The organism is Natronorubrum bangense, assembly GCF_004799645.1.
GTDB classification, from domain to species: domain Archaea; phylum Halobacteriota; class Halobacteria; order Halobacteriales; family Natrialbaceae; genus Natronorubrum; species Natronorubrum bangense.
This window is the reverse complement of the sequence record NZ_CP031306.1, coordinates 730,980-753,068: the sequence shown is the minus strand read 5'-3', so window position 1 is coordinate 753,068 and position 22,089 is coordinate 730,980. Positions and strand designations below refer to the sequence as shown.

17 protein-coding genes and 1 pseudogene are annotated in these 22,089 nt (G+C 59.5%); 9 read left to right on the top strand and 9 right to left on the bottom strand.

Annotation, left to right across the window (positions count from 1 at the left end):
* The first annotated feature begins 42 nt into the window (after positions 1 to 42).
* Positions 43 to 519: a hypothetical protein gene (locus DV706_RS18940; RefSeq protein WP_006067104.1), complete on the top strand. Its 477-nt coding sequence runs from the start codon at positions 43 to 45 to the stop codon at positions 517 to 519.
* Positions 520 to 709: 190 nt separating this feature from the next.
* On the opposite strand, the gene DV706_RS18935 is transcribed toward DV706_RS18940, so the two are convergent.
* From DV706_RS18935 to DV706_RS18925, 3 genes are all read right to left on the bottom strand, one after another.
* Complete coding sequence (locus DV706_RS18935; RefSeq protein ID WP_006067103.1) at positions 710 to 2,113, bottom strand: geranylgeranyl reductase family protein; 1,404 nt, start codon at positions 2,111 to 2,113, stop codon at positions 710 to 712.
* 156 nt (positions 2,114 to 2,269) lie between these two features.
* Positions 2,270 to 3,775, bottom strand: a complete 1,506-nt coding sequence (locus tag DV706_RS18930; protein WP_006067102.1) for a serine hydrolase domain-containing protein — start codon at positions 3,773 to 3,775, stop codon at positions 2,270 to 2,272.
* Between the two features lie 99 nt (positions 3,776 to 3,874).
* Positions 3,875 to 4,546: an HAD family hydrolase gene (locus tag DV706_RS18925; RefSeq protein WP_006067101.1), complete on the bottom strand. Its 672-nt coding sequence runs from the start codon at positions 4,544 to 4,546 to the stop codon at positions 3,875 to 3,877.
* A 91-nt stretch (positions 4,547 to 4,637) separates the two neighbouring features.
* On the opposite strand from DV706_RS18925, the gene DV706_RS18920 reads away from it, so the two are divergent.
* The 4 genes from DV706_RS18920 (at position 4,638) to DV706_RS18905 (ending at position 8,558) form a co-directional block, all read left to right on the top strand.
* On the top strand, positions 4,638 to 5,375 hold the full coding sequence (locus tag DV706_RS18920) for a polysaccharide deacetylase family protein (RefSeq protein ID WP_006067100.1): 738 nt from the start codon (positions 4,638 to 4,640) through the stop codon (positions 5,373 to 5,375).
* Positions 5,376 to 5,520: 145 nt separating this feature from the next.
* Positions 5,521 to 6,732, top strand: a complete 1,212-nt coding sequence (locus DV706_RS18915) for an MFS transporter (protein ID WP_193787992.1) — start codon at positions 5,521 to 5,523, stop codon at positions 6,730 to 6,732.
* Positions 6,733 to 7,134: 402 nt separating this feature from the next.
* Positions 7,135 to 7,524, top strand: a complete 390-nt coding sequence (locus tag DV706_RS18910; RefSeq protein WP_006067098.1) for a DUF2237 family protein — start codon at positions 7,135 to 7,137, stop codon at positions 7,522 to 7,524.
* Between the two features lie 281 nt (positions 7,525 to 7,805).
* Complete coding sequence (locus DV706_RS18905) at positions 7,806 to 8,558, top strand: SDR family NAD(P)-dependent oxidoreductase (protein ID WP_161569819.1); 753 nt, start codon at positions 7,806 to 7,808, stop codon at positions 8,556 to 8,558.
* Positions 8,559 to 8,737: 179 nt separating this feature from the next.
* On the opposite strand, the gene DV706_RS18900 is transcribed toward DV706_RS18905, so the two are convergent.
* From DV706_RS18900 to DV706_RS18885, 4 genes are all read right to left on the bottom strand, one after another.
* Positions 8,738 to 11,464 carry a DEAD/DEAH box helicase gene (locus DV706_RS18900; protein WP_006067096.1) on the bottom strand — a complete coding sequence of 909 codons (2,727 nt, stop codon included), beginning with the start codon at positions 11,462 to 11,464 and terminating at the stop codon, positions 8,738 to 8,740.
* Between the two features lie 2 nt (positions 11,465 to 11,466).
* Positions 11,467 to 12,990, bottom strand: coding sequence for a ribonuclease H-like domain-containing protein (locus DV706_RS18895; RefSeq protein ID WP_006067095.1), 1,524 nt, complete (start codon positions 12,988 to 12,990; stop codon positions 11,467 to 11,469).
* A gap of 155 nt (positions 12,991 to 13,145) precedes the next feature.
* Positions 13,146 to 13,685 (bottom strand): FxLYD domain-containing protein, encoded by a 540-nt coding sequence (locus DV706_RS18890; protein WP_136350977.1) that lies wholly within the window; start codon positions 13,683 to 13,685, stop codon positions 13,146 to 13,148.
* Positions 13,686 to 14,018: 333 nt separating this feature from the next.
* On the bottom strand, positions 14,019 to 14,984 hold the full coding sequence (locus DV706_RS18885) for a hypothetical protein (protein ID WP_006067093.1): 966 nt from the start codon (positions 14,982 to 14,984) through the stop codon (positions 14,019 to 14,021).
* A 621-nt stretch (positions 14,985 to 15,605) separates the two neighbouring features.
* On the opposite strand from DV706_RS18885, the pseudogene DV706_RS18880 reads away from it, so the two are divergent.
* The 4 genes and pseudogenes from DV706_RS18880 to DV706_RS18865 all read left to right on the top strand — a co-directional run.
* A pseudogene (locus DV706_RS18880) lies at positions 15,606 to 16,094 on the top strand (sodium:solute symporter family transporter); the annotation flags it as partial.
* A 142-nt stretch (positions 16,095 to 16,236) separates the two neighbouring features.
* Positions 16,237 to 16,620: an IS200/IS605 family transposase gene (tnpA, locus tag DV706_RS18875; RefSeq protein WP_006067091.1), complete on the top strand. Its 384-nt coding sequence runs from the start codon at positions 16,237 to 16,239 to the stop codon at positions 16,618 to 16,620.
* 42 nt (positions 16,621 to 16,662) lie between these two features.
* Positions 16,663 to 17,901, top strand: coding sequence for an RNA-guided endonuclease InsQ/TnpB family protein (locus tag DV706_RS18870; protein WP_006067090.1), 1,239 nt, complete (start codon positions 16,663 to 16,665; stop codon positions 17,899 to 17,901).
* Positions 17,902 to 18,086: 185 nt separating this feature from the next.
* Positions 18,087 to 19,304 (top strand): MFS transporter, encoded by a 1,218-nt coding sequence (locus DV706_RS18865; RefSeq protein ID WP_006067089.1) that lies wholly within the window; start codon positions 18,087 to 18,089, stop codon positions 19,302 to 19,304.
* A 95-nt stretch (positions 19,305 to 19,399) separates the two neighbouring features.
* Here DV706_RS18865 and DV706_RS18860 read toward each other — a convergent pair whose 3' ends face one another.
* Together DV706_RS18860 and DV706_RS18855 are read right to left on the bottom strand one after the other, a co-directional pair.
* Positions 19,400 to 20,512, bottom strand: a complete 1,113-nt coding sequence (locus DV706_RS18860) for an agmatinase family protein (protein WP_136350976.1) — start codon at positions 20,510 to 20,512, stop codon at positions 19,400 to 19,402.
* A gap of 318 nt (positions 20,513 to 20,830) precedes the next feature.
* On the bottom strand, positions 20,831 to 21,892 hold the full coding sequence (locus DV706_RS18855; protein ID WP_006067086.1) for a phosphate signaling complex PhoU family protein: 1,062 nt from the start codon (positions 21,890 to 21,892) through the stop codon (positions 20,831 to 20,833).
* Positions 21,893 to 22,089: the final 197 nt, after the last annotated feature.

Genomic DNA, 22,089 nt, shown 5'->3' with positions numbered 1-22,089 from the left:
CATCGGTAGCACTGTTAGGAAGTCGACACCCGTTCATAACGTATGGCATCTAAAACGGCCATACCGACAGAGACTCGAACGAAGACACGATTCGAATACTGGCAAGCCGGCCTACTTGGCGGCGTTGGCGGCGGCCTCGCGTTCGGCGTGCTGATGACGATGGCAATGCAACCGATTATCGAGATGGCAATCCCAGGAATGTACGGGCTGGGACCGTCACTCGCCGTTGGGTGGGCGATTCACATGTTCCACTCGGTCATCCTCGGCGTCGGCTTTGCGATCCTTATTCGGACGACTGGCCTCGAGGACCGACTGGGAAGCAATTTCACGGTCGCCGTTGCGGGACTCGCTTACGGGGTCGTCCTCTGGCTCGTCCTCGCGTCGTTCGTCATGCCCGCGTGGGTTGGTGTGATGACAGAGATGACACCACCCGTGCCCGACTGGAGCGGACAGAGTCTGATGGGACACGCCGTGTATGGTGTTATCCTGGGGCTGCTGTACGCACTCCTCGCGCGATGATTTTTTCGGACGGATCGTCTCATTACAGAAACTCGAGGAGAAAGCCCACGACTTGAGTCGTGGGAGAAGTCACATCATCTTGAATGGTTAAAACGAGTCAGGGAGAACGCGAGACCGGCGTTCGGGACATTTTCAGGGAGCGTGCGAGACGCGATTGGAACTGTTCTCTGCCTTGGATGTTCGCTCTCGCTCAGTACTTTGGATCTGCACCAGTCGTCTCGTAGACAGCGTCCATCAGCTCATCACGCTTTGCTTGCCAGGCCGGCAGTTCGTCGGGACTCGAGGGGTACGCCTCGTAGTGAGCGAGGATTTCGTCGGCGCACTGTTTCGTCTGGTAAAGTTCCCAGAGGGTATCCCAGTGACCGCGGCTTTTGAACAGGGTCTCGAGTTTCAGCTTCCAGCTGATATCAGCACTCCCCGAGTACAGCGCCTCGGAGAGTTTGTCGCCGGGCATCGCTGCGATCAGACTCGTGAGATCATCGAGATCAGCAGCGGTCACCAGGATATTGTAGATGTCCAAGGCGGCGAATCGGCCACCGTAGTGGTCCATCACACGCTCGTTGTATCGCCAGAGGAACGCCTCGCTGACGTCGTTCTGTTCGATCGCCTCGACGATCTGCTCGCCAGCGTATGCGCCGGCGTACGCCGCACCAGCCATCCCACCGCCAGTTGTCGGGTTGACGTGTCCAGCGGCGTCGCCGACAGCAATGAAGCCAGGGTGGACTGCCGAGTCGTGGGGCCGCTTGGTCGGCAGTGCGCCACCGAGTTTGTCCTCGACGCGTGCACCGTCGAACTCGGGACGATTTCGTAAATCTCGCTTGAGATCCTCGACGAGTTTCATTGGCTCTTCGCTCATTTGAAAACCGAGACCAACGTTGATCTCCGTCTCAGTCCGCGGGAAATACCAGAGGTAGCCCGCAGACCGCTCGGTCGGCTTAAACACCAGTGCGTCATCCCACTCGACCGGCTCGTCGACGTGGACGATCTCGCGGTAGGCCGAGGAGAACTGCGAGTAGTCGACGTTCGTGTCGAACGTGGACCCGGAGAAATCGACCATATCTTGAAGGACGGACAACGATCCCGCGCCGTCGACGACGACCGCTGCGTCATAGGTCCGAGAGTCACCTTTTTGAATCGCCTCGACGCCCGTCACACGGCCCCCGTCTTCTTGGATCACGTCTGTGACGACAGTATCGTAGTGGATCTCCGTACCCGCCTCGAGAGCACCCTCGATGAGTCGCTTGCCGTACTCGAACCGGTCGATGACGGCCAGCTCACCCGGGATAGGGATCTCGAGGACGGTGTCCTCCTGAGGAATCTCGAATCGGCCGTGATCGACGCCAGTGTTCGTAAACGCCGGCTGAATCTTCTCTTTCGGGATCGCATCGGGAAACCCGTCAGCGCCTTTCAACGCGTCGCCACACGCGATATGACCGGCTTCGGCCTCGGTTTTTCGCTCGAGGATAACGACATCGTATCCCGCATTTGCGATTGTCGAAGCGGCGTAACAACCAGCAGTCCCCGCACCCACAACGACGACATCCCAGGTCGTGTCCGACGTCGTGGCGTTAGTGGACGATTCCGTTGTGCTCATACGCAATCTCGTAATCGGCCGAACAAAAGCCTTCTTTAGGACAGTCAGAAATTCCGAACAGTTCTAATGGATGGCTCAGTGGACGAGACAGGTACACTGCTGGCGATCCAGTGTCTTCGTTGACACTGGTAGTTTGGGGCGTGGCCTCGGGGCGATTCACGTCGGCTCATCACCCTCGGTTCGCGGAAAGAGGACCGTCAACAACAGCAAGACGACAACTGCTGACAGTGCTAGTCCGATCCAGTCCGCAATGACTGGCAAAAAGAACGCCACGGTTTCTCGACCGACAGTCCACCAGAGGCCAAGCGTCGCCACGCCGAGACCAGAGAGGATTGCCCGAACGGGACGGTCACGTTTTGACAGCGGATCGAACGTTCGATTTCCGGTGATGGCACCGAATCCGAGCCGCAGGGCAAGCCCGACAGCCACGCCGACGAGAATCCAAACTGGCAGGCGAACCCATCGCCTCGCGCGTGTCAGTGAGACCGTGGGGAGTTCACGCTGCTCGATCCACGCCTCGATCACGTCTGTGAGTAGCTGCAAACTCCGCTCACTGTTTGTGAGGATAACGATACCGTCGCCGGTCCCGGGGATGGTATGAAACCAGTGCCACGATCCAGGCCCCTGTCCGCCGTTCATCACCGCTCGTTTCCCGTCGGAAAGCGTTTCGACAAAGTGACCGAGCCCCGCGCCGTCGCTTGCGAGGCCGTAGAATCCAGTCGTTCCGACGGCCGGAGCGTAGATCTCGTCGACGGTCTCCGGAGCGAGCACACCCCGCCCAACCGGTTCCCCGCTCGTCTCCGTGCCGGCGGCGACAAAGCGGGCGATATCTTCGACGGTCGCGTACAGTGCACCAGGGGCTTTGGCGGGACCATGTGACAGAGAGACCGGTGTTCCATCAACGAAATGCTCCGTTGCCAGCTCCGAACGGAGTCGTTCGGTCGTGTCGAAGGTGGCTCCGTCCATTCCCAGCGGCTCCAGGATTTCGTCGTCGATGTACGCTGCGAAGTCCTGGCCCGTGACGTCCTCGATTAAGAGTTCCAACAGCGCGTAGCCGGGATTCGAGTGCCGAAACTCACCGGGTTCGTCGGTCGGTCGAGCCGCCGGCCCGCCCGCGTTTCCGGACAGCGCCTCCCGGAGCGGCAGCGGCTCTTCGTCCAGTGGGACACTCTCGTATACGCCTGCTGGCAACCCGGCACTGTGGCTGAGTACTCGCCGCACGGTAACCTCCTCCCACGAATACTCGGCGTCCGGACGCTCCCAGCTCGTGAGGTGCTGGCCAATTGGATCGTCGAGTGCGATTTCATCCTGCTCGACGAGCTTCAACACTCCCCATGCAGTGACCGACTTCGTGAACGATTGCACCCGGAACGGCGTGTCCGCGGTCGTCGAGCGCTCCGCCGCGGGGTCAGCGGTACCGTAGGCACTGCTCCAGGTCAGCTTGCCGTCTTTGATCAGGGCGATTGACGCTCCCGGTACATCGTATCGCTCGAGCAGGTCCGGAACGTACTCGTCGAGATGCGCCGGGAGCGATTCGTCGGATGAGACAGCTCTTGTGCCGGAGCCGAACTGACCTAAGAGTTCCCCGCCGGTTCCGATGAGGGGGGCCGCAAGCAGTTGTCGGCGAGTAGTAGTGTCGGTTTCCGAACGACCCGGTCGCATACTACTCCTTGTGTGGACTACCTGAAAAACGTCGCCGCTTCGCTCGAGAGAACTCGCGCTGCGTAGACAAATGGCTGTATCGTGGTTGAGCGATGGGTGTCAGCTGTCATTCAATAGCTCGAGAACTGCCTCGAGACTCTCGAGGTCCGCCATCGGCTCCGTCTCGAGATGGGACGTCGCGTTGTGCTCTCGGCGGAGAAACACGGTATCGAATCCCGCACGCTGGCCCGCGACAACGTCGCTTTCACTATCGCCGACGTACAGCGGGTTCGAAGAGCCAATATCTGTCGCTGCTGCCTCGAGATACGTCGGATTAGGCTTTTTCTCTCGGAGACTGGCTCGGGTCGGCTCTCTGGCACGAATCGTTCCGAACTGACCCCGTAACCCGTACTCTCGGAGGACGAAGTCGACGATTCTGGTCTGATTGTTGCTCACGATTCCGCGTGGGACTTCGACGCGCTCGAGACACGCCACATCGTCGTACGGCGCTTTCCGCCCGGCGATGGTTTCCGTCCGGAGCGTCGTCTCGATTCGATCCTCGCGACACTGCCAGAGCCGATCTGGGGTGACGTCGTACCGCTTTGCAACAGCACAGAGCTCATCCTCGGAGACTCGGATCGTGATCGTGTCGACGTCGTCGGGGTTTGGATCCGAAACACCCGCATCAGCGAATGCGCCGAGTGCAGCGTCTCGCAGCACATGCTGTGAACAGAGCGTGACGATCACGCCGTCGTGATCGAGGAGGAGTCCATCGTACTGCTGGCTGGTCATCGTCCATATATTGGGCGAGACACTACTGAGGCTGTCGGTTCCGTACCTCGAGTGAAGACTTAATCCGTGACGAGTCGACACAGAGACCAGTATGCGACCAGCAGACGATGCGACACTCAGGGAGTTCGAGACGTGGTTGAGCCTGCTTACCGACGGTGAACTGCCGGAGCGACACAAGTGGAAGGCGTGGTTTTGCGTCGCCGAATACGAACAGCCGGATTTCGAGGCCGTATCAGCGATGCTCCGGGACAACAATGCGTCGGGAAGCTTCGTCTTCCTCGGCCGCGACGCCGAGGAACAGGCCGAGAGTATGGAGATGCTCGACGCTGACGGGCACGAAATCGCGTTTCACTCACATCGTCATCATACGTACGCCGAACTCTCCTACGACGACGCCCACGACGCGATCACGACCGGATTGGCAGCGATCGAGGATGCGACGGGACTCTCACCGGACGGCTTCTTTGCCCCGTTTTTGGACCTCAGCGACGGGACGGTCCAAGTGATCGAAGAGGTCGGCTTCGACTGGGTGCTCGGGAGGACCGACCACGAGCCCGATGGTATCGAGATCACGCCGCCGGTGATCCCGTTCGATACGACGCTGCTGGAAGACCACAGTCCATCCGAGATGATGGGACAGTTGCGCGAGAAGGCCGACGCCGGTGAATCGCCGTTCCTCTTTCATCCGCCAGTTATCGAATTCGAGGATGGCATGGACGCCCTCGAGGAATGGATCCAAGCGGTCGAACCTGTCACCGTCGCCGAGCAGATTGCATCGGGCGGGACGGGGATGGTACTCGACTGCGTTCGACCGGTGCGTATCAAGTAGGGAGTATTAACCCCTCGAGTAGGATCCACGGACTGACCGCTGTGTTGTCAAATAACAATCACGGGACAGAATATCCCAAAGACAGTGGTGGCGAAAATCAGAGGATATGAGTACGTAGCCCCTTTTTCCACTAGTAAATCATATAATGAACGTCTTGGCAGTTTTTAGACAGGAAGCGAAAGGATTGTGGGGCGACGGGAAAGGTGTCTCACTTGTTGCCGTCGCTGTTGCATGGGGGTTGCTCAACGGGACCCGTATGGTTTACCCGGTTATTATCCCCTACCTACAAACTGCGTTTGACCTCAGTCTGACTGTCGCCGGCCTACTGGTCTCTGTTCTGTGGTTCTTTGCAGCGATCGGCCAACTGCCAGGGGGGATACTCGCCGACCGATTCGATGAGCGAACACTGATGACTGTGAGCACCGGTATCGTTGCAGTAGCACTCGGGCTTGTCATCACTGCCCCGTCACCACTGGTTCTGTTCACTGCAACAGCACTTTGGGGAGTCGGCCATTCGCTGTATCCAATCGCCCGAATCACGTTCCTCTCAAATCTGTACTCTGGTCGGCTTGGAAGCGCGCTTGGTGTGACGATGGCAACAGGCGATGTTGGACAGACAGTACTGCCACCGATTGCAACCGTCCTCGCTGCAGTGGTTGCGTGGCAGGTCGGACTCGGTTTCGTGGTCCCGCTTCTCGTTGTCGCTGGAATCGCGATCTTTGTGACGTCCTCGCCCCAGCGTTCGACGTCACAGTCAACAGATTCCCAATCACTGTGGGACACGCTTGGTGTCGTCACGGAACTTCGCAACCCATCTATGGGGTTCATGACTGGCATTCTGTTTCTGTATCTGTTCATCTGGCAGTCGTTCACGACGTTCTACCCGACATACCTCACAACTGTCAAAGGGATGGCACCGTCAGTCGCGGGTGTCTTGTTTGGATTCTTTTTCGCCGTTGGTGTGGTTGTAAAGCCAGTGGCAGGGACAGCGTATGATCGGATCGGGATGCGAAAATCACTTGTCGGCATTTTGTTGCCTGCCGTTGCAGGATTTTTCCTCCTTCCGATCGTTGACAGCGTCTGGTTTCTCGTCGTAGTAACTGCGCTGATAAGTACGATGCTCGGGACTGGTGCAGTCACACAGTCGTTTCTCGCCGATTCGTTCTCCGACGAAATGCAAGGCACGGGTCTCGGCGTTGTACGAACGATTACCGCAGCACTCGCTGCTGGCGGCCCGGTTCTTTTTGGCGTGATCGCTGATTACGGATACTTTGATCAGGGATATATCGCCTTAGCCGTCATCATGGCCGTGGTTGTCGCGCTCACGCTTCGAATGCCGACTGCCCGACAGTCGTAGCCAGAAGGGGGCAAATGGGTGCGATTCACCACGGCCCTGGATAGCCACATTCAGAATAGGCTATTTGAGAATTGGTACACGGGAGGCGAAGCGCTCGAGAGACAGAAACGCAAGCAGAAGGGGCACGGATGCAGATGCGGGCAGAATCCGGTATCCGCCTACTCGCCAGCTTTCGCTCTTTCCTCAACACGGGGACTTAGCACCTTGCAGATCAGCCAACTGGGCTGTGACTGTTCGTCGCTGACGTGTTTTCCAGACCGATTAGGAGCAAGGTCGACTCGAGGTCGCCCTCCAATGACTGCATGCAACGGAGCGGTCAGCGACAGCACTTGGGCAAAGAAAGTGGCGGTGAAACCATCATACGGGAAGAGGGTTTTTGTTCACACAGTACGATCTACCAGTATGCCCGAACAGAACGTCCTCGGCGGGGAGCTTGCCACCTGTAGCACCGATCCGACGACTGGTTTCGAGCGAGATGGCTGCTGTGGAACGCATCCTGACGACCGGGGGAGACACGAACTCTGTGCGGTGATGACCGACGAGTTTCTGACGTTCAGCAAAGAACGGGGCAACGATCTTGTGACACCGCGCCCGACGTTACAGTTTCCCGGGCTTTCCCCGGGTGATCGCTGGTGTCTCTGTCTCGGGCGATGGGTCGAGGCCCTCGAAGCAACGCGGGCCGAACGCCTCCCGGAGACGACCGTCCCGCCGGTCATTCTCGAAGCAACGAACGAATCAGTGTTAGATTCCGTAGACATGGAGACACTCGAGGCCCACGCTTACGACTCGTAGGCGGCCATTGAGGAGCGAAGCTACCAGTTGCATACAGCGTCACGAATTTATCACACCTGTCCAGTGGAGCCACCGGTCGCACGGTCTTCGATTCTGACGCAGTAGCCGACGACGACACACCACGCGGCTTCGTATTGGTCGGGAAATCGTGTAGCGACGTGATAGCAGGCAGGGTCGTCACCCCCTGAGCACCCATATGTTGTGGTCAAGTGCCGATTGCGGAGGACACGTTCACCTCTATTGATAGATTTATGATCCTTTCGCGCGTATCGTACGGTGCAATGATTGACCTTACCGACCGTGTGGCGATCGTCACTGGTGCAGGCGGCGGAATCGGCAAGCAGACTGCGCTGTTGCTGGCAGAGCAAGGTGCGGACGTCGTCGTGACGGACGTCATCCCGGAGCGTGAAGACGTCGGCGACGCGGTTGAGGAGCGCGGAGCGAACGCACTCGTACGCGAGCTTGACGTCACCGACCGCGAGGCGGCGGAATCAGTCGTCGACGACACACTCGAGGAGTTCGGTCGTGTCGACATCCTCGTGAACAACGCGGGAATCTTCCCAACGGCGACACTCGATGAGATGACTGCTGAGGAGTGGCAGCAGGTGATCGACATCAATCTGACGGGCGTGTTCAACTGTACGAAGGCAGTCCTTCCGGCGATGCGTGAAGCGGGCTATGGCCGGATCGTCAACGTCTCATCAGCGTCGGGCGGCCATATCGGCTGGTCTGGTGACCTCTCACACTACGCGGCGAGCAAGGGTGGAGTTGTTGGCTTCACCCGGAGTGCCGCGATCGACCTCGGCCCTGACGGGATCACGATGAACGCCATCGTTCCCGGAATGGTCGACACCGGCGCTGCCGAACGGGTTGCCGACGAGGACGCGATTGAGGCCGCTGTGAACGCCACACCTGTCGGCCGCCAGGGCGATCCTGAAGAGTTAGCGAGCGCCATCGTCTATCTGGCTTCCGAACCGGCAGCGTTCATCACCGGTGCGTCGCTGGTCGTCGACGGCGGCATCACACTCGTCTGAAACGGCCGCTTTCGCTCAGGGCGACCACTCACCGAAGAGATGACTTGCCCTCGAGTCACCCCACTGTCTTGTTGTATCCCAGCCGCGGTCGGGATTCCTGCGTTAACGAGACACAACGCGTCTCGTTCGCACACCAGAACGCTCTGCGTGCTGGGGACGTCTTCAGGGGCGAAAGGATGTCAAGAGTAGAAAACGACGGGACGCCGATCGCCACCGTGCTCATCTGAACGGTGTGCTGAAAGATCGTCAGGATCGTCCACACCGAGGAGCTGGTTGAGGACATCGATCGCTGATGCCCTCAGGAGTGGCTTGTTGTCGTTGCCGCAGTTTTCATCGAACGTACAGGCAGGACAGCCGTTGGGTTGCCCACAGCTGCAGTCTCTGAGTTGATCTCGAGCGCGTTCGGCGAGCGCCTCGAAATTGTCGTAGATGGCGCGTGCGAAGCCAAGACCACCGTCGACGCCGTCGTAAATGAACCAGCCCGAGGAGGAACGGCCGGATAGGTCGCTGGTTCGTTGTTCGAGGGCGTGCGTTGCGGCTTCGAACGAGTCCCTGATCGAATCGGCGATGTCGTCATACTCAGGATGGGTATAGTGAGTATCCATGACGAGTGTGGCGAGACCACCGAGATCGTTCTTATCGACACGGAGCTCGAGCGGCGCAGTCTGAATTGTGGCGTGTTCTGCAGCGTGCAGTCCGGCGACGTATCCGAGATGTGCCACCCCTGCCTGATCCGAATCAACGCCGGTTTCGACGCCGTAGTCCTGATACTTCCGTATTAGTGGTTTCTCGACGGCTTCGGGGACCTCAACCCAGCAGAGCTGTGTGTCCATGAGGATCGGTGGGTTGTCGGTCGGGATCAGCTGTTGTTTCGGCTCGCTGTTACCGATGTACATCTGATCGTAGGCGTGGTGATGCACTAACACCGTTCCACGGCCGAAGTGGAGCGTAAAGCCGTTGATCTCACGAGACTGCTCGGAGTCAGCATCGAGTACGTTGACCTTGTTTCGAGAACGGGTGTAGTACTCACACTCGACCGGCTCGAGTTCGATAATCGGTTGGGGACGATCCTCATCGACGGTGACGACCTCGTACTGCTGGCCGTTTTGGAGCCTGACAGCCCCTTCGTGGTAATCCCGGTAGGCACGGTTTTGATCGACTGGCTCGAGGTCGAGGTCGTCGGGGAGGCCCCAGCGTTCGCGGTCGACGTCATCGGCAAGCTGCAGCCGGTACTCCGTGGTGTTGGTGCCATAGAGGTTGACGCGAGTCTGTGGACGGCTGGGGCCGCTGTAGTGGACGGCTGCGTCGAGGTAGCCGTCGACGAAACCAGCCTCACGCCACATGTTCACGGCAGCCCGAAGCCGGTCTTCGTCGGCGAACGTCTCGATATCGGACTCGTCGAGTGCGATTTCGTCACAGGCACAGCAGACGTGCGTCGCGAAGACGGCGTTGTTCGAGGTGTCGACGACGGCGTCTTCGACGTCGGTCTCGAGTAAATACTCGGGGTGGGTGAGGATGTACTGATCGAGGGTCCGATGATCACCGACCAGGACCGCAAGGCTCCGGCTTGCCTCACGACCGGCGCGGCCGATTCGCTGCCAGAAGGACTGCCGTTGTCCTGGATAGCCCATCAAGACGGTCGCATCGAGAGTTCCGATGTCGATCCCCAGTTCCAGTGCCGACGTCGTTGCGAGACCCGTGAGTGCGCCGGTTTTGAACTGGTGTTCACGGGAGTGGCGGGTGCGGCGACCGAGCCCCGCGTTGTACGCTTCTCGACCGACAGCGGGTAATCGGTCGTATGCTCGAGGATTGTTTCGTCGGTGGTCCTCAGCACGTTGGATACTGAGTTCGGTGAGTTTTCGGCTCGGACAGAACAGCAACGTGCGAACATCGTGTGCGGTGAGATGATTGAATACTTTCGGCGCGTCGACGCTGGCCGGCACTCGTTCCGCGACGAACTCGTCCTCGGAGTCCGCTTCGGAGTCGTCCTCGAGTTCGGAACTGAACGGACCCTCATCAGGGGTTGTGTCACGCGTTTTGTCTCGCGGTGGTGGGTTCCACAGGACGATATCGCGTGGCCCGTGTGGTGAGCCGTCGTCGTCGACGACGGTCACGGGAGCGTTGATGAGTTCCTCGGAGTGCTCCTGTGGGTTTCCAATCGTCGCAGAGGTGAGGACGTACTGTGGGTCACCGCCCCAGTAGTCGGCGACGCGTTGCATCCGGCGGAGAATCCACGCGACGTTCATCCCCTCGATCCCCGTATAGGTGTGTGATTCGTCGATCGCGACGAGGTCGAGGGCGCTGTAGAACCGACTCCACTTGTCGTGGTGCTCGAGGTAGACGTTGAGGCCAGCGAAGTTCGTGAGGATGACGTCCGCCTGCTCGCGAATCGCGCGGCGATCACCCGTCGTATCGCCGTCGTAGGTCCGGACTCGGATGTCGAGGCCGAGCTGGTCGTACAGCTCCTCGAGTGACTCCTGTTGGTCGTTCGTCAACGCCTTCATCGGATACACACAGAGCGCGGTGGAGGCGTCGTTCCGTTCAGACACACGGGTGCCATCCGCGTTGAGGACGCCAGCCTCGAGGAGGTTTCGAGCGATCTGCAGCCCGTAGATGTGCGTTTTTCCGCTGGACGTGGATGTCGCCACCGTGACGTTGTCGCCGGCGTCGAGTGCCTCGAGGGCGTCGGCCTGGTGACGAAACAGTTCGTATGGATAGGAGTCGGCGAGTGCTGGTTGCAATACATCGTCCGTCGGGACTGTGTCGGCTGGTTTTGCAGGGAGCTCGATGGTTTCGATGTATGCGGAGTCCGGTGTGAGACTCGAACGGGGAAAGGTATCGACGAGAGCCGTCCCTGAAACGTCGATGCGAGTGTTCCTGTCGGTTTCGGTGTTGTGTTCGATCATTTTCAAAAGTCAGTGAGCCCTGCCTGGCGTCCATCTGCGCCGCCAGCGCCGCTGTCAGTCATGTCGCGCCGTGTTGCATCGGTGATCGCTTCATAGACGTGCCAGAGCGCCCGGCAGTCATCTTCACAGTACGCCTCGTGTCGATCCCAGTCGGGTGCTCGCTCGGGATCGTCTGGGTTCCGCATGAACGACTGGTATGCAACAGCGGTCTGTGCACCCGTCAAGCCGGTGCCAGCGGATTCGTAGCCGAGAGCACGGGCCACGTGATCGAGCTTGTTCGTTCGGCCAGGGAGCAACACGTTACCGTCACGAACTGCCCACTTGTACAGATCGTAGGTCCAGATGTCGTCCCAGGCATCGACGTACGCCGGACAGTACCGATTGAGGAACTGAGTGATGTAGCGGTAGTCGAACCCGTGGCCGTTCCACGTCAGCACCGTCCGGTCACCGTGAGTGGCAAGAAACCAGGTCATAAACGCCTCAAGCACTGGTTTCGGATTCGTTGGGTGTTGTTTCTCGATGAACGCCTGATGGCTGTCGGTCGCCGGATCGTAGACGCCGAACTGCCAGATGATTGATGGAGAGAGCCCATCGGTTTCGATGTCGAGACAGACCGGTGGCCGACCGTCACGTGTTTTGACCGGCGTGTTGTTCGTCAAGACAAGCGGCTCTCCCGACTCGATGACCTCCGCATGGGCATGTAGCTTCTCAGCAGTCGTCCGTCCGACTCCCGAGAGATCGGTGAGATCACTGACCGCAACATTTCGGACGTCGTCTATCGTTTCACACCCCCGTTGATGCAACTGTTGGGCAGTTGCCTGACCAACACCGTTCAGTGCTGTGAGCCCGAACCGGCCGGAATCGACAGCTTCTGCGGCGACGCTTCCGCGTGTCGTGCACGTGTACTGTGCGAACTTCGATCCGCCTCGAGTCGTTGCGCCGAGTCCGGCGATCGGGACGCGCACAGACGAGCAGTTGTGCGTCAGTGTCCACTCGTGGTAGTACTCAGCTGGCTGTCCGCCCGCAAGAACGGTAACTGGCTCGGAGAGAGTCGCACTGATCGCTGCGAGCTGTTCGGCGTTCGGAAGGGTCGTCGAGAGTGTCGTCGGATTCCAGTCGATGGTGAGTTGCGGGACGAACAGAAACGTCGCGGCGTTGTCGCCCGTCTGGCGCTCACCCGTTGTGAGTTGCGTTTCGAGACGGGAGAGGACGTCACGACTCTGAACGGCGAGGAGATCGATCGTCTCCGCTGATGAGGCTGTGTCGGACACTTCGCGCACCCCTGTCTCGAGAGCGTACCGATAGTGCTCGATGGGTCCCCCACCGTGGCCGAGTTGTGGGTGGATGACAGGCCGGTTCGGAGCACTATCACGAACGAGTGCGTACGCGTTGCCAGTTCGGATTCCAGAGATCGTGACACAGTCCGGAGAAAAATACTGGACAGCATCCTGAACGGTGGCTCGTGAAACGCGCTCGAGCGTCGATGCGGGAAGCGAAAGCACCGCCACCGACTCATCAACCGCCATACGGAGCGTAGTTCGAACTGTCGCTGTATAAGTGTACCTTCAGCCCTCGAGAGCACGCCCCGAGGCACGCTGCCACCTCAGCCCGCAGACACCACTATTGTTATCGACAGCCTCCCGCGAGTTCGGGCGCGGGAATCAACCGAACAGCGAGCACGCTACCCGAACGTCTGTTCGGCTGTCTCCCCGTCCACAATCGCGAGCTCGTACTCGACAACGTCGTCCTCGAGACTCATGATCTCGAACGGAATTTCCTCCTCGTCGTCCATGTCACCGATGCGCGTCGAGCCTTCGTCGACGCGCTCGCCGTCGGCGTCGTAGAACGCGACGGCGACTTCGACAGACATGAGTTCCTCTCCAGAATCGTTGACGACGATGCCGACAACTGTCACCGAGTACTCGTCTTGGACGAGGTCGTCGTCGGTGATACGAAGGCCTTGGACCGGTGGTTCGCTGTCCACGTCGAACGGATCAGCCTCGTCCTCGGTCGCGTCTTCGTCCTCACTGTCCGTCTCGCCCTCATCATCGGTCTCCGTCTCGTTTCCGCTCCCGTCGTCATCGGTCGTTTCGCTTTCGGTCTCGTCATCATCGGTCTCGCCGGCGGACTCTCCGTCGTCTGAGCCCTCTTCGCTGGCACAGCCAGCGATGATCGTCGGCAATGCAACACCCGTTCCGAGTAACACCTGACGTCTACGCATGACGCGAGCGACTCCGTCAGGGCGGATAGTCATACGCTGCTTAGGTCAGTGTACGATACCAATACGCGCGCCGTGTGACGACTCTCCGATCGTCGCACTCTCGCTGCGGTGACGGCCTTCACTACGAAGCAGAAGGCGGCCATCCGGCGATGGACTCGAGAAAGAGCACTGCTCCGCTGAGTCGCGCGTTCCACGCAGACTCGCCCGTTGGGAAACGGAACTGTGACAGCCCGTACGGTGGGTCTACTGCTGTTGGTGACTGCGTACGGGTCGCCTGCTTCCCCAGACCTTCACGTCTTCATGAGCGGGGATCACCTGTTTCATTGCGTCAAACTATGGCTCGTAGTGTTCGCGGTGAACGACTTCCGACTCGTTTTCTTCCTCGTTGATTGCGGTCACGACGATCTGGTCGCCATCAGTATCGTAGGCGATGTAGAGAGTCATATCCTCCCACGTGGCGGTGAATTCGTCATCGTCACGGTCGAATGCTCCCGTGCTTGCACCTTCCATAGTGGACTCGACCTCGATCCGGTTGGCATCAACGCCTCGCTCATCGGTGAGCACGACAGCAGCCTGTGGAACGTCGCTTGTCGGACTGTCGTACTCCCAATCAATTTCGACGACTACGTCGTCGTTTTCGTCCTCGATTGGCTCCTCGAACACCGCTTCAGGGTCGTCTGGGGTGTCGTCGATTGGTGCTGAAAACAGATACCGCCACTCACCATCCTCAGTCGCGAGCATCCAAACCGTATCGTCCTCAGTTGGATCGTCGACAGTAACCTCGACCGTGGCCATATCCGCACCCTCAAGCGTCTCAGCGAGTTCGTCCTCTTCGAACCAGAACGCTGCACCTTCTAGCTCGAACACATCTTCGACCGTGGCGTCGTCATCGATTACCTCAGCATCGAGTCCCTCGAGATCCTCCTCGTCGCCGCCGCCACGGAACTCCCAGCCATCCTCGACCCATGCCGCAGGATCCAGTGGATTGTGTGAGTGAGAGAGTTCGCTCATCCGATCGAGGTCTTCGTCCGCAGCTGCCTCCAAGAACGCATAGACCACGGTCAGCGGACCCTCGTCCGAGTCGGACCCTTCTCCCTCCGATCCGTCGCCATCACTGCTACTCTCGGACTCGGTGTCACTCTCACCGTTCGGGTCGCTCGAGTCAGTATCAAGACAGCCCGCAAGTGAGACGGCAGTGACGATGCCGACTTGCAGCGCACGCCGGCGAGAAACTGGAGTGGTCTCGGTGGTACGGTCACCATCGCTGGGCTGGAGGGAATCGTCTGTATCGAAGACCATACGTTAACTACGAAAGTTAGACATTTGAGATTTTTGGCTCTGGAAAATCGCCATACTATGTCGATTCTGGCGTCGTGTTGTCTCTGCGAAACCGCTCACTCGGTTCGTCAACGCTGGGTCCCTCGAGATTCAGTCAAGAGCGTTCCAGAGTAACGGCTTGAAAGACGTTGTCACCTTCGACGAACAGGCTGCTCGAATTGTTCGACTCCGGGTCACGGGCACTGAAACGACGCCGAGAGTCGTCGATCAACCGGCACAGACATGCTCGAGCAGACCGCCAACGCTCCTTCCTATTGTTGTATTACCGGATATAAGGAGTATATCGACACTGCTAGAGACTAGCACTCCATGAACGGTCCAGGGATGCTTGTTCCGACCGTATTCGTTCACTATACGGCGATATACACTATACAATACCGCGGAAAATCTTTTCAATGATGGCTATTTCTAAAGGTCTGTGTTGAATATGAGTACGATCTCAAAACAGGGACCTGCTATGCGAGAGAGACGCGTTGAAACAACAGATTTCGACGTTTGCACCGGAAGAGCGAGTCATAGAGGGATAGCTCAGACGGTAGTCGACTCAAGTTTGTCAACTGGACGTGGGAAAACGGTGATCGAATGTCCGGAACCATAGTCATCGGTGGCGTAGCCATTTTCCTGACGGTGTGTATCACCATCGGGCTCTACATGGCCCGCAACGTCGACGGAAGCAGCGAGAACTACATTCTCGCCGGCCGTGGACTCGTGTTGCCGATCGTCGCGGCGACTCTGATGGCACAGTCGCTAGACGCAAACGCCACGCTTGGAAACACGGACCTTGCGGCTGATTTCGGCTTCTGGGCCGGGGCTGCGCTCCCCGTCGGACTAGCGGCCTGTCTGATCATCTGTGGCCTGTTCTTTGCGAAGCCGCTCAATCGGATGAACCTGATGACGCTACCAGATTTCTTTCGCCGCCGCTACGGCCGTTCGGTCGAGGTCTTCGCCTCGGTAGTGACTTGTCTCAGCTTCACGATCCTGTTGGCAGGAAACCTCGTCGCGGGCGGCTTTCTCTTCGAGACGTTCCTCGGAACATCCTACATCACTGGAATCGTGATTCTCGGGCTGATACATAGTGCGAGCGCATACCCGCGTCTTCAGGCGCGGGTCGAGCGGTAGGCATAGTTTGTCCAAACTGCGTTGCTACGAACCGCTATATTTCCCACGTATTCGGCAGCTTTAAGATTAGAACTAACCATAGTGTGTAGTACGGATGAAGACTACACGACACGCGACCCACAACCTCAACTATCATATAGTGTGGTTGCCGAAGTTCCGCAACTCGGTACTCGTCAACGAGGTCGCAGACCGTGTGCGTCGAATCCTTCACGAAATCGCCGATGAAAAAGGATTGGAGATCATCGAACTCAGGGTTCAATCCGACCACATACACCTGTTCGTGAGTAGCCCGCCGAAGCACGCCCCGTCCCTTCTCGCCAACTGGTTCAAAGGCATCAGTTCACGGAAGTACAACCACCGCTACGCCGACCACGACGGCGAGAAAATCAAGTGGGCGCGCGGCTACTACGCGGGAACAGCAGGACACGTCTCAAGCGAGACGGTTCAAGACTACATCCAGCGTCAACAGAGTTCATGAGTTCTGTTTGGCACACGAGAAACGCCACGAGGGGGAGAAACAGTGACTGAACTCACGGAGACGCTGGAACTGAAGCTTGTGGAGCCGACTGCTCATAAGCACCGGAAGCTCTGCGAGACGAAACAGGCGTACCAAGACGCCCTCGAAGCCGCGTTCAACGCGAATTGCACCACCCCGACCGAAGCGAACGACGTGGTGGTCAACTACGACCTGTCGGGATACGCGAAGAACGCCCTCAAGAAGTATGTCCCACAACTCTGTGGCGGAAGCTACGACGCGAAAGAGCTTCACGACGACCATCCCGTCCGGTTCACAAACGAGGGCCCGAAGCTCGACCACAAGCCACAGAACGCCATCGAGTGGTACGTCAAAATCCCACATCACGACGACTACAACCTGTGGCTCCCCGCACAACCGAACCCCGAACAGCGAGAGTGGCTGGAAGCGTTGTACGCGGGAGACGCGAAGATGGGTGAGTGTCGGCTGTTCGACCGCAACGGTGAGTGGTACTTCCATATCGTCGCCACGAGAGACGTGGAGGAACGAGAATCCAGTTCGGCGTCCGAAACGCCGATCGGGGTAGACATCGGGGAAGCCTCTTTGGTAACGGTGTGTCACCGTGACGAGCGCGGCTCCCCGGCTACACCCAACCTCTGGAACGACGAAGGCAAGCGAGTCAGACAACTCCGCGAGACGTACTTCACGGCGACTCGTCGCCTTCAGAAACGCGGAAGTGAACGTATCGCTGAGTCTTACGGAGATTCGCTCTGGCGGCAGATTGACGACATACTCCACACGGTCACGTCGGAGGTCGTCGCCTACGCCGATCAATTCGAGAATCCCGTGTTGGTCCTCGAAGACCTGACGCACATCCGCGAGAACATGGACTACGGTGCGTTCATGAACCGCCGGTTGCACGGATGGGGCTTTGCGAAGATGTACGCTCAACTCCGCTACAAAGCGGCTGAGAAGGGAATTCGTGTGGAGACGGTAAATCCCGCGTATACGTCGAAGTCGTGTCACTGTTGCGGGGAGCAGGGATACCGCCCCGACCAAGCGACGTTCAAGTGTTCCAACTCGGAGTGTTGGGTTTCGGAGTACCATGCGGACATCAACGCCGCGCTCAATATTGCAGATCGCTACCTCAGCGGAGAGAGCCATTCAAGAGAACACACGGATGGCGATGACTCGGCTGAGGAAGGGGGCCGTTTGACCGGCCCACAAGACAGCCAAGCCGATGCTGAAGCCCAGCAATTGACGCTTGGAACGTATGCGTCTTGAAACCTTAGGGCCGAATCGGTCGGCCTGAAATCCCATGGTGGGATTCCCGCGACTTTAGGCGCGGGAGGAGGTCAAGAAACCGATACGCCAGCACCAAGCCCGACCGCGTACAACGCGGCCGGCAGCAGTGACGACGACTGATCGACCCCGCCATTTATATCAGTTATTCGTTGTATTGTAGGGACATGGCAGCGGTTGCTGGTACCAAATGGCGTGCACTTGTTCTCATCGGCGTCGCCGAACTGTTCGCGATGACGCTGTGGTTCAGCGGGACCGCTGTCGGCCCTGAGTTGGCCGAGCTATGGTCGCTGACGGCCGCCGAGACGGCGTGGTTGACCAACGCCGTCCAGCTCGGGTTCGTCGTCGGAGCGTTGCTATCGGCGTCGCTGACGATCGCCGACGTCGTTCGACCGCGGTATCTCTTTGCCGGCTGTGCGTTCGCCGGTGCGGCGTCGACAGCACTGATCGCCGGCGTCGTAGACAGCGGGTTCCAAGCCATTGTCCTGCGCTTTCTTACCGGTGTTGCACTTGCCGGTGTCTACCCGACTGGGATGAAAATGATGGCTTCGTGGTTCGTCAAAGGCCGCGGGCTCGCGATCGGCGTCCTCGTCGGCGCGCTTACCGTCGGCTCTGCCTCGCCACACCTGCTACGGGCCGTCGGCGGGATCGGCCAGCCACGCCTCGTTCTGTATGGAACGGCCGCCATCGCAGCCGTCGGTGGCCTCCTCGCATTAGCCTACGAGGACGGCCCACACCAGCCTGAGACAGCCCCGTTCGATCCGAGCGCGATCCGCCGGATCGTCTCCGATCGCGGCGTCGTCCTTGCCAACACCGGCTACTTTGGGCACATGTGGGAACTGTACGCGGTCTGGACGTGGATTCCGGTCTTTCTCCTCGCCAGCCTCGAGGCCAGTGGGACGCCGACTCCCGAGCGATGGGCGGCGCTGCTTGCGTTTGGCACGATCGCGATCGGTGGCGTCGGTGCGTGGCTCGCCGGCTCGGCCGCGGACCGAGTGGGCCGATCGATCATCACGAGCGCGTCGATGATCGTCTCCGGGGCCGCGTGTCTGCTTGCAGGCGTGGTCTACGGCTCGTCGCTGGCGATCATTACCCCGTTTGTGCTTATTTGGGGCTTTTTCATCGTCGCGGACTCCGCACAGTTTTCCACAGCGGTCTCGGAACTCGCAGACGACAGCTACGTCGGCTCCGCGCTGACGCTCCAGACGGCCATCGGCTTTCTCATCACCATCGGGTCGATCCAGCTCATCCCCATCGTCCAGCGGGCCGTGGGCTGGCAGTGGGCGTTCGTTCCCCTCGCGATCGGGCCGCTGGTCGGGACGATCGCAATGCTCTGGCTGCGTTCCCTGCCGGAATCGGCGCAGTTAGCCGGCGGTCGTGGATAGCGTACCGTCTGTCGAGACGACGTCGATCACGGATCACCAAGCGAGCGTGTGACAAAAAACCGCGTGGCGAAAAACAGCAGTGCGTGTCTCGTTCGTCAGTCGTCTGCCGGGGCCTCGAGGTCGCCTTTCGGTCCGAGTGGTTCCTTGGGTTTGATCGGTGAGCCTTCGGTGCGGCCCTGTTCGGCGAGTGCCATACTGCCCATCACCTCGAGGATGAGGCGGTTGGCGAAGCCGGAGGTGATCCCGCCGTTGTAGGAGTTGGTGTCGCTAGCGTCGTACTGTGGGGCGACTTCGACGACGTCGAACCCGAAGTGGTCGGGGTTGAGCTGTTTGACGGCGTCGCGCACCATGGCAATCGCCTCGCGGGGGATGAGCCCGCCGGGTTCGGGTTCGCCGGTGCCGGGACAGTAGGCCGGCTCCATGACGTCGATGTCGAAGGAGATCCAGACGGCGTCGGTGCCGTCAGTTGCGCGCTGGACCGCGTCGGTGACGATGTCGTGGAGGTCAAACTGGGCGACCTCCATCGCCGTGTACCACTTCATGCCGGCCTCGCGCATCTCCTCGTAGGTGTCCGGGCCGGGCCAGAAGCCACGCGGGCCGATGAGGGTGTAGTTCTCGCCGGCCATCAGATCGCTGTCGTAGAGGCGTTTTACCCACGCCCCGTGGTCGAACTCGAAGCCACAGAGGCCGTCATCGTCGGTGTCGGCGTGACAGTCGAAGTGGATGAGTCCGATGTCGTCGTAGTCGTTGGCCTCCGCCCAGCCTTTGATATCGGGGTAGGAGATCGAGTGGTCGCCACCGATGACGATCGGGGTCGCATCCTGGTCAGCGATCTCGTACACCGCGTCTTCGATGTTGTCCTGACTCTCTTTCGTGTCGCCGGGTGAGATCGTCGCATCGCCGGTGTCGGCTACTTTGAAACTGTCGAACGGGTCGATCCCAGTCTCGATGTTGAAGTGCTGGTACGGCGGCGAGGGAACTGTCGACGCTGCACGGACCGCACGCGGTCCGTAGCGCGTTCCGGGGCGGATCGTCGTCGCCGTGTCAAGCGGTGCACCGAGGATCGCGATGTCGACGTCGTCCTCGCCGACCGCATCGCGGTCGATCTGGGGCAGCTTCAGGAAAGACGGGATCCCCGCAAAGATCGGTTCGTTCGCTTCGTCGTACGCGTCGCCGTACATGTCGCGTCCAGATTTGTCGTTTGTCATAGTTGTGATCGCTCGAGCCAGTCTCCAGAACAGTGGTCAAACGTGTTCTGAATCAGCTGAACATGTGGAAATCCGCAACTAAATGTAAAAGTGTTCCTTCGAATGTGTACTACGGTCTCCTGATTCCAAGAGCGAGGACAAACCATCGGAGGGGGCATGAACTCCTAATACACCCTAATACTGTCGCTCGGACGAACTGTTTTTGCCATCCTCGCGACACACCACAGCGGAGCACCTCACGCGGTGGTGGAGGGTCCACTCAAGTCCGCGATTGGATCAGCAGGCAGTCCTGCCCCCATCCAGTCGCCCAAAATCCCGTTATCGCTCGTCGGTCGTCGCGTCCGTATCGACGACCGACCGGGAGCGAAACGCGAAGTGATCGGCGACGTCCAGACTGTCCGTCGCATGCTCGCCGCTCGAGCGCAACGCGGTGAGGCTTCGCTGGAGGACGAGCAGCGGCTCGGGTCGTGTTTGCTCGAGATGGGTCTGTGCGCCATCGACGGCCGTCGAGAGCGTGTTCAGTGCTCCGCGTGCTCGACTGATTTCTTCGTGGTCGGGTTCGGTGACGGCCGCCCGGGTCGCATCGGCCGTCGTTGCGAGTGCGTCAGCGACGGCCCGGAACTGTGTCGTCGTGTCGTCGTCGAGCGGTGTGGGATCGTCGCTCTCGGCGACCAGCGTCGCGATTCGGCGTGCTCGTTCGGTCATCAACACGACGTCCTGTGCAACTGAGCGGTAGCCAAGCAGCGGGAAGCCGGTCTCGAGGCCGACGGATTGATTCAGTCGTGGGTTCCGGTACGTCGTCAACACCAGGCGCAAGAAGAGGTAGAACAGCTTCTCGACCTGACGCTCGTGGTGGATCGTTCGCCGGGCCAACTCGCCGTCACCGGTACAGAGCGCATCGACGGCATGCTCTCGCATTGTCGCTTCGGTGCGCCAGAGCCGGGAGAGCAGCGTTGGCAGCTCGAAATCGTCGGGCGCGACGGAGCAGCGAACGTCGACGCGCTCGAGGCGTTGCTCGACGATCCCGAGCCCCATCAACTGGCGTTCGACGTCGGCGACAGCCTCGAGCGCCGCCGGTGAGAGGGTGGTGTCGCTTTCGACGCGGATGAGCTGCCGACCGAGGACGTACTGGGCGAGGATCGCTCGCTCGAGGGCGTCGGGCGCTAAGGCATCGGCATCGATCACCGCCGACTCGTCTGCAGTGGCAGACGACTCGGGAATAAGCAGGAGCGAGCCGCCGTTTTCATCGCGCTGGATAAGCAACTCGTCGCCTTTCCGTGCGTCGTGGTCGCGGGCCCACTCTGCCGGAAGGGTGACCGCCAATGTCGAGGAGCCCAGTTGCTGAATCTTCCGTTTCATTCGGATGTCGTCGGCGACCACCGTCGATCACCGCGACCGTACCGACTGATTCACTCGTGCGATCCTGACTGTCCGAGCCATACGTCACCCCCTCGAGGACCGGCCATTTACGTCCACTGATTGCCACAATCAACTTCTTTCACCCCAGAGCTGACGAAATGTACAATCCTAATACGACCTTCACGTGATGATGTGCTGAGTGGGAGGTTATTACCCAT

Excerpts from the sequence above, each read along its gene's own strand:
- DV706_RS18910 (WP_006067098.1), top strand. The coding sequence starts at position 7,135 with ATGCCCGAACAGAACGTCCTCGGCGGGGAGCTTGCCACCTGTAGCACC.
- DV706_RS18865 (WP_006067089.1), top strand. The coding sequence starts at position 18,087 with ATGGCAGCGGTTGCTGGTACCAAATGGCGTGCACTTGTTCTCATCGGC.
- DV706_RS18935 (WP_006067103.1), bottom strand. The coding sequence starts at position 2,113 with ATGAGCACAACGGAATCGTCCACTAACGCCACGACGTCGGACACGACC.
- DV706_RS18905 (WP_161569819.1), top strand. The coding sequence starts at position 7,806 with ATGATTGACCTTACCGACCGTGTGGCGATCGTCACTGGTGCAGGCGGC.
- DV706_RS18920 (WP_006067100.1), top strand. The coding sequence starts at position 4,638 with ATGCGACCAGCAGACGATGCGACACTCAGGGAGTTCGAGACGTGGTTG.
- DV706_RS18895 (WP_006067095.1), bottom strand. The coding sequence starts at position 12,990 with ATGGCGGTTGATGAGTCGGTGGCGGTGCTTTCGCTTCCCGCATCGACG.
- tnpA (WP_006067091.1), top strand. The coding sequence starts at position 16,237 with ATGAAGACTACACGACACGCGACCCACAACCTCAACTATCATATAGTG.
- DV706_RS18885 (WP_006067093.1), bottom strand. The coding sequence starts at position 14,984 with ATGGTCTTCGATACAGACGATTCCCTCCAGCCCAGCGATGGTGACCGT.
- DV706_RS18925 (WP_006067101.1), bottom strand. The coding sequence starts at position 4,546 with ATGACCAGCCAGCAGTACGATGGACTCCTCCTCGATCACGACGGCGTG.
- DV706_RS18890 (WP_136350977.1), bottom strand. The coding sequence starts at position 13,685 with ATGCGTAGACGTCAGGTGTTACTCGGAACGGGTGTTGCATTGCCGACG.
- DV706_RS18860 (WP_136350976.1), bottom strand. The coding sequence starts at position 20,512 with ATGACAAACGACAAATCTGGACGCGACATGTACGGCGACGCGTACGAC.
- DV706_RS18930 (WP_006067102.1), bottom strand. The coding sequence starts at position 3,775 with ATGCGACCGGGTCGTTCGGAAACCGACACTACTACTCGCCGACAACTG.
- DV706_RS18940 (WP_006067104.1), top strand. The coding sequence starts at position 43 with ATGGCATCTAAAACGGCCATACCGACAGAGACTCGAACGAAGACACGA.
- DV706_RS18915 (WP_193787992.1), top strand. The coding sequence starts at position 5,521 with ATGAACGTCTTGGCAGTTTTTAGACAGGAAGCGAAAGGATTGTGGGGC.
- DV706_RS18900 (WP_006067096.1), bottom strand. The coding sequence starts at position 11,464 with ATGATCGAACACAACACCGAAACCGACAGGAACACTCGCATCGACGTT.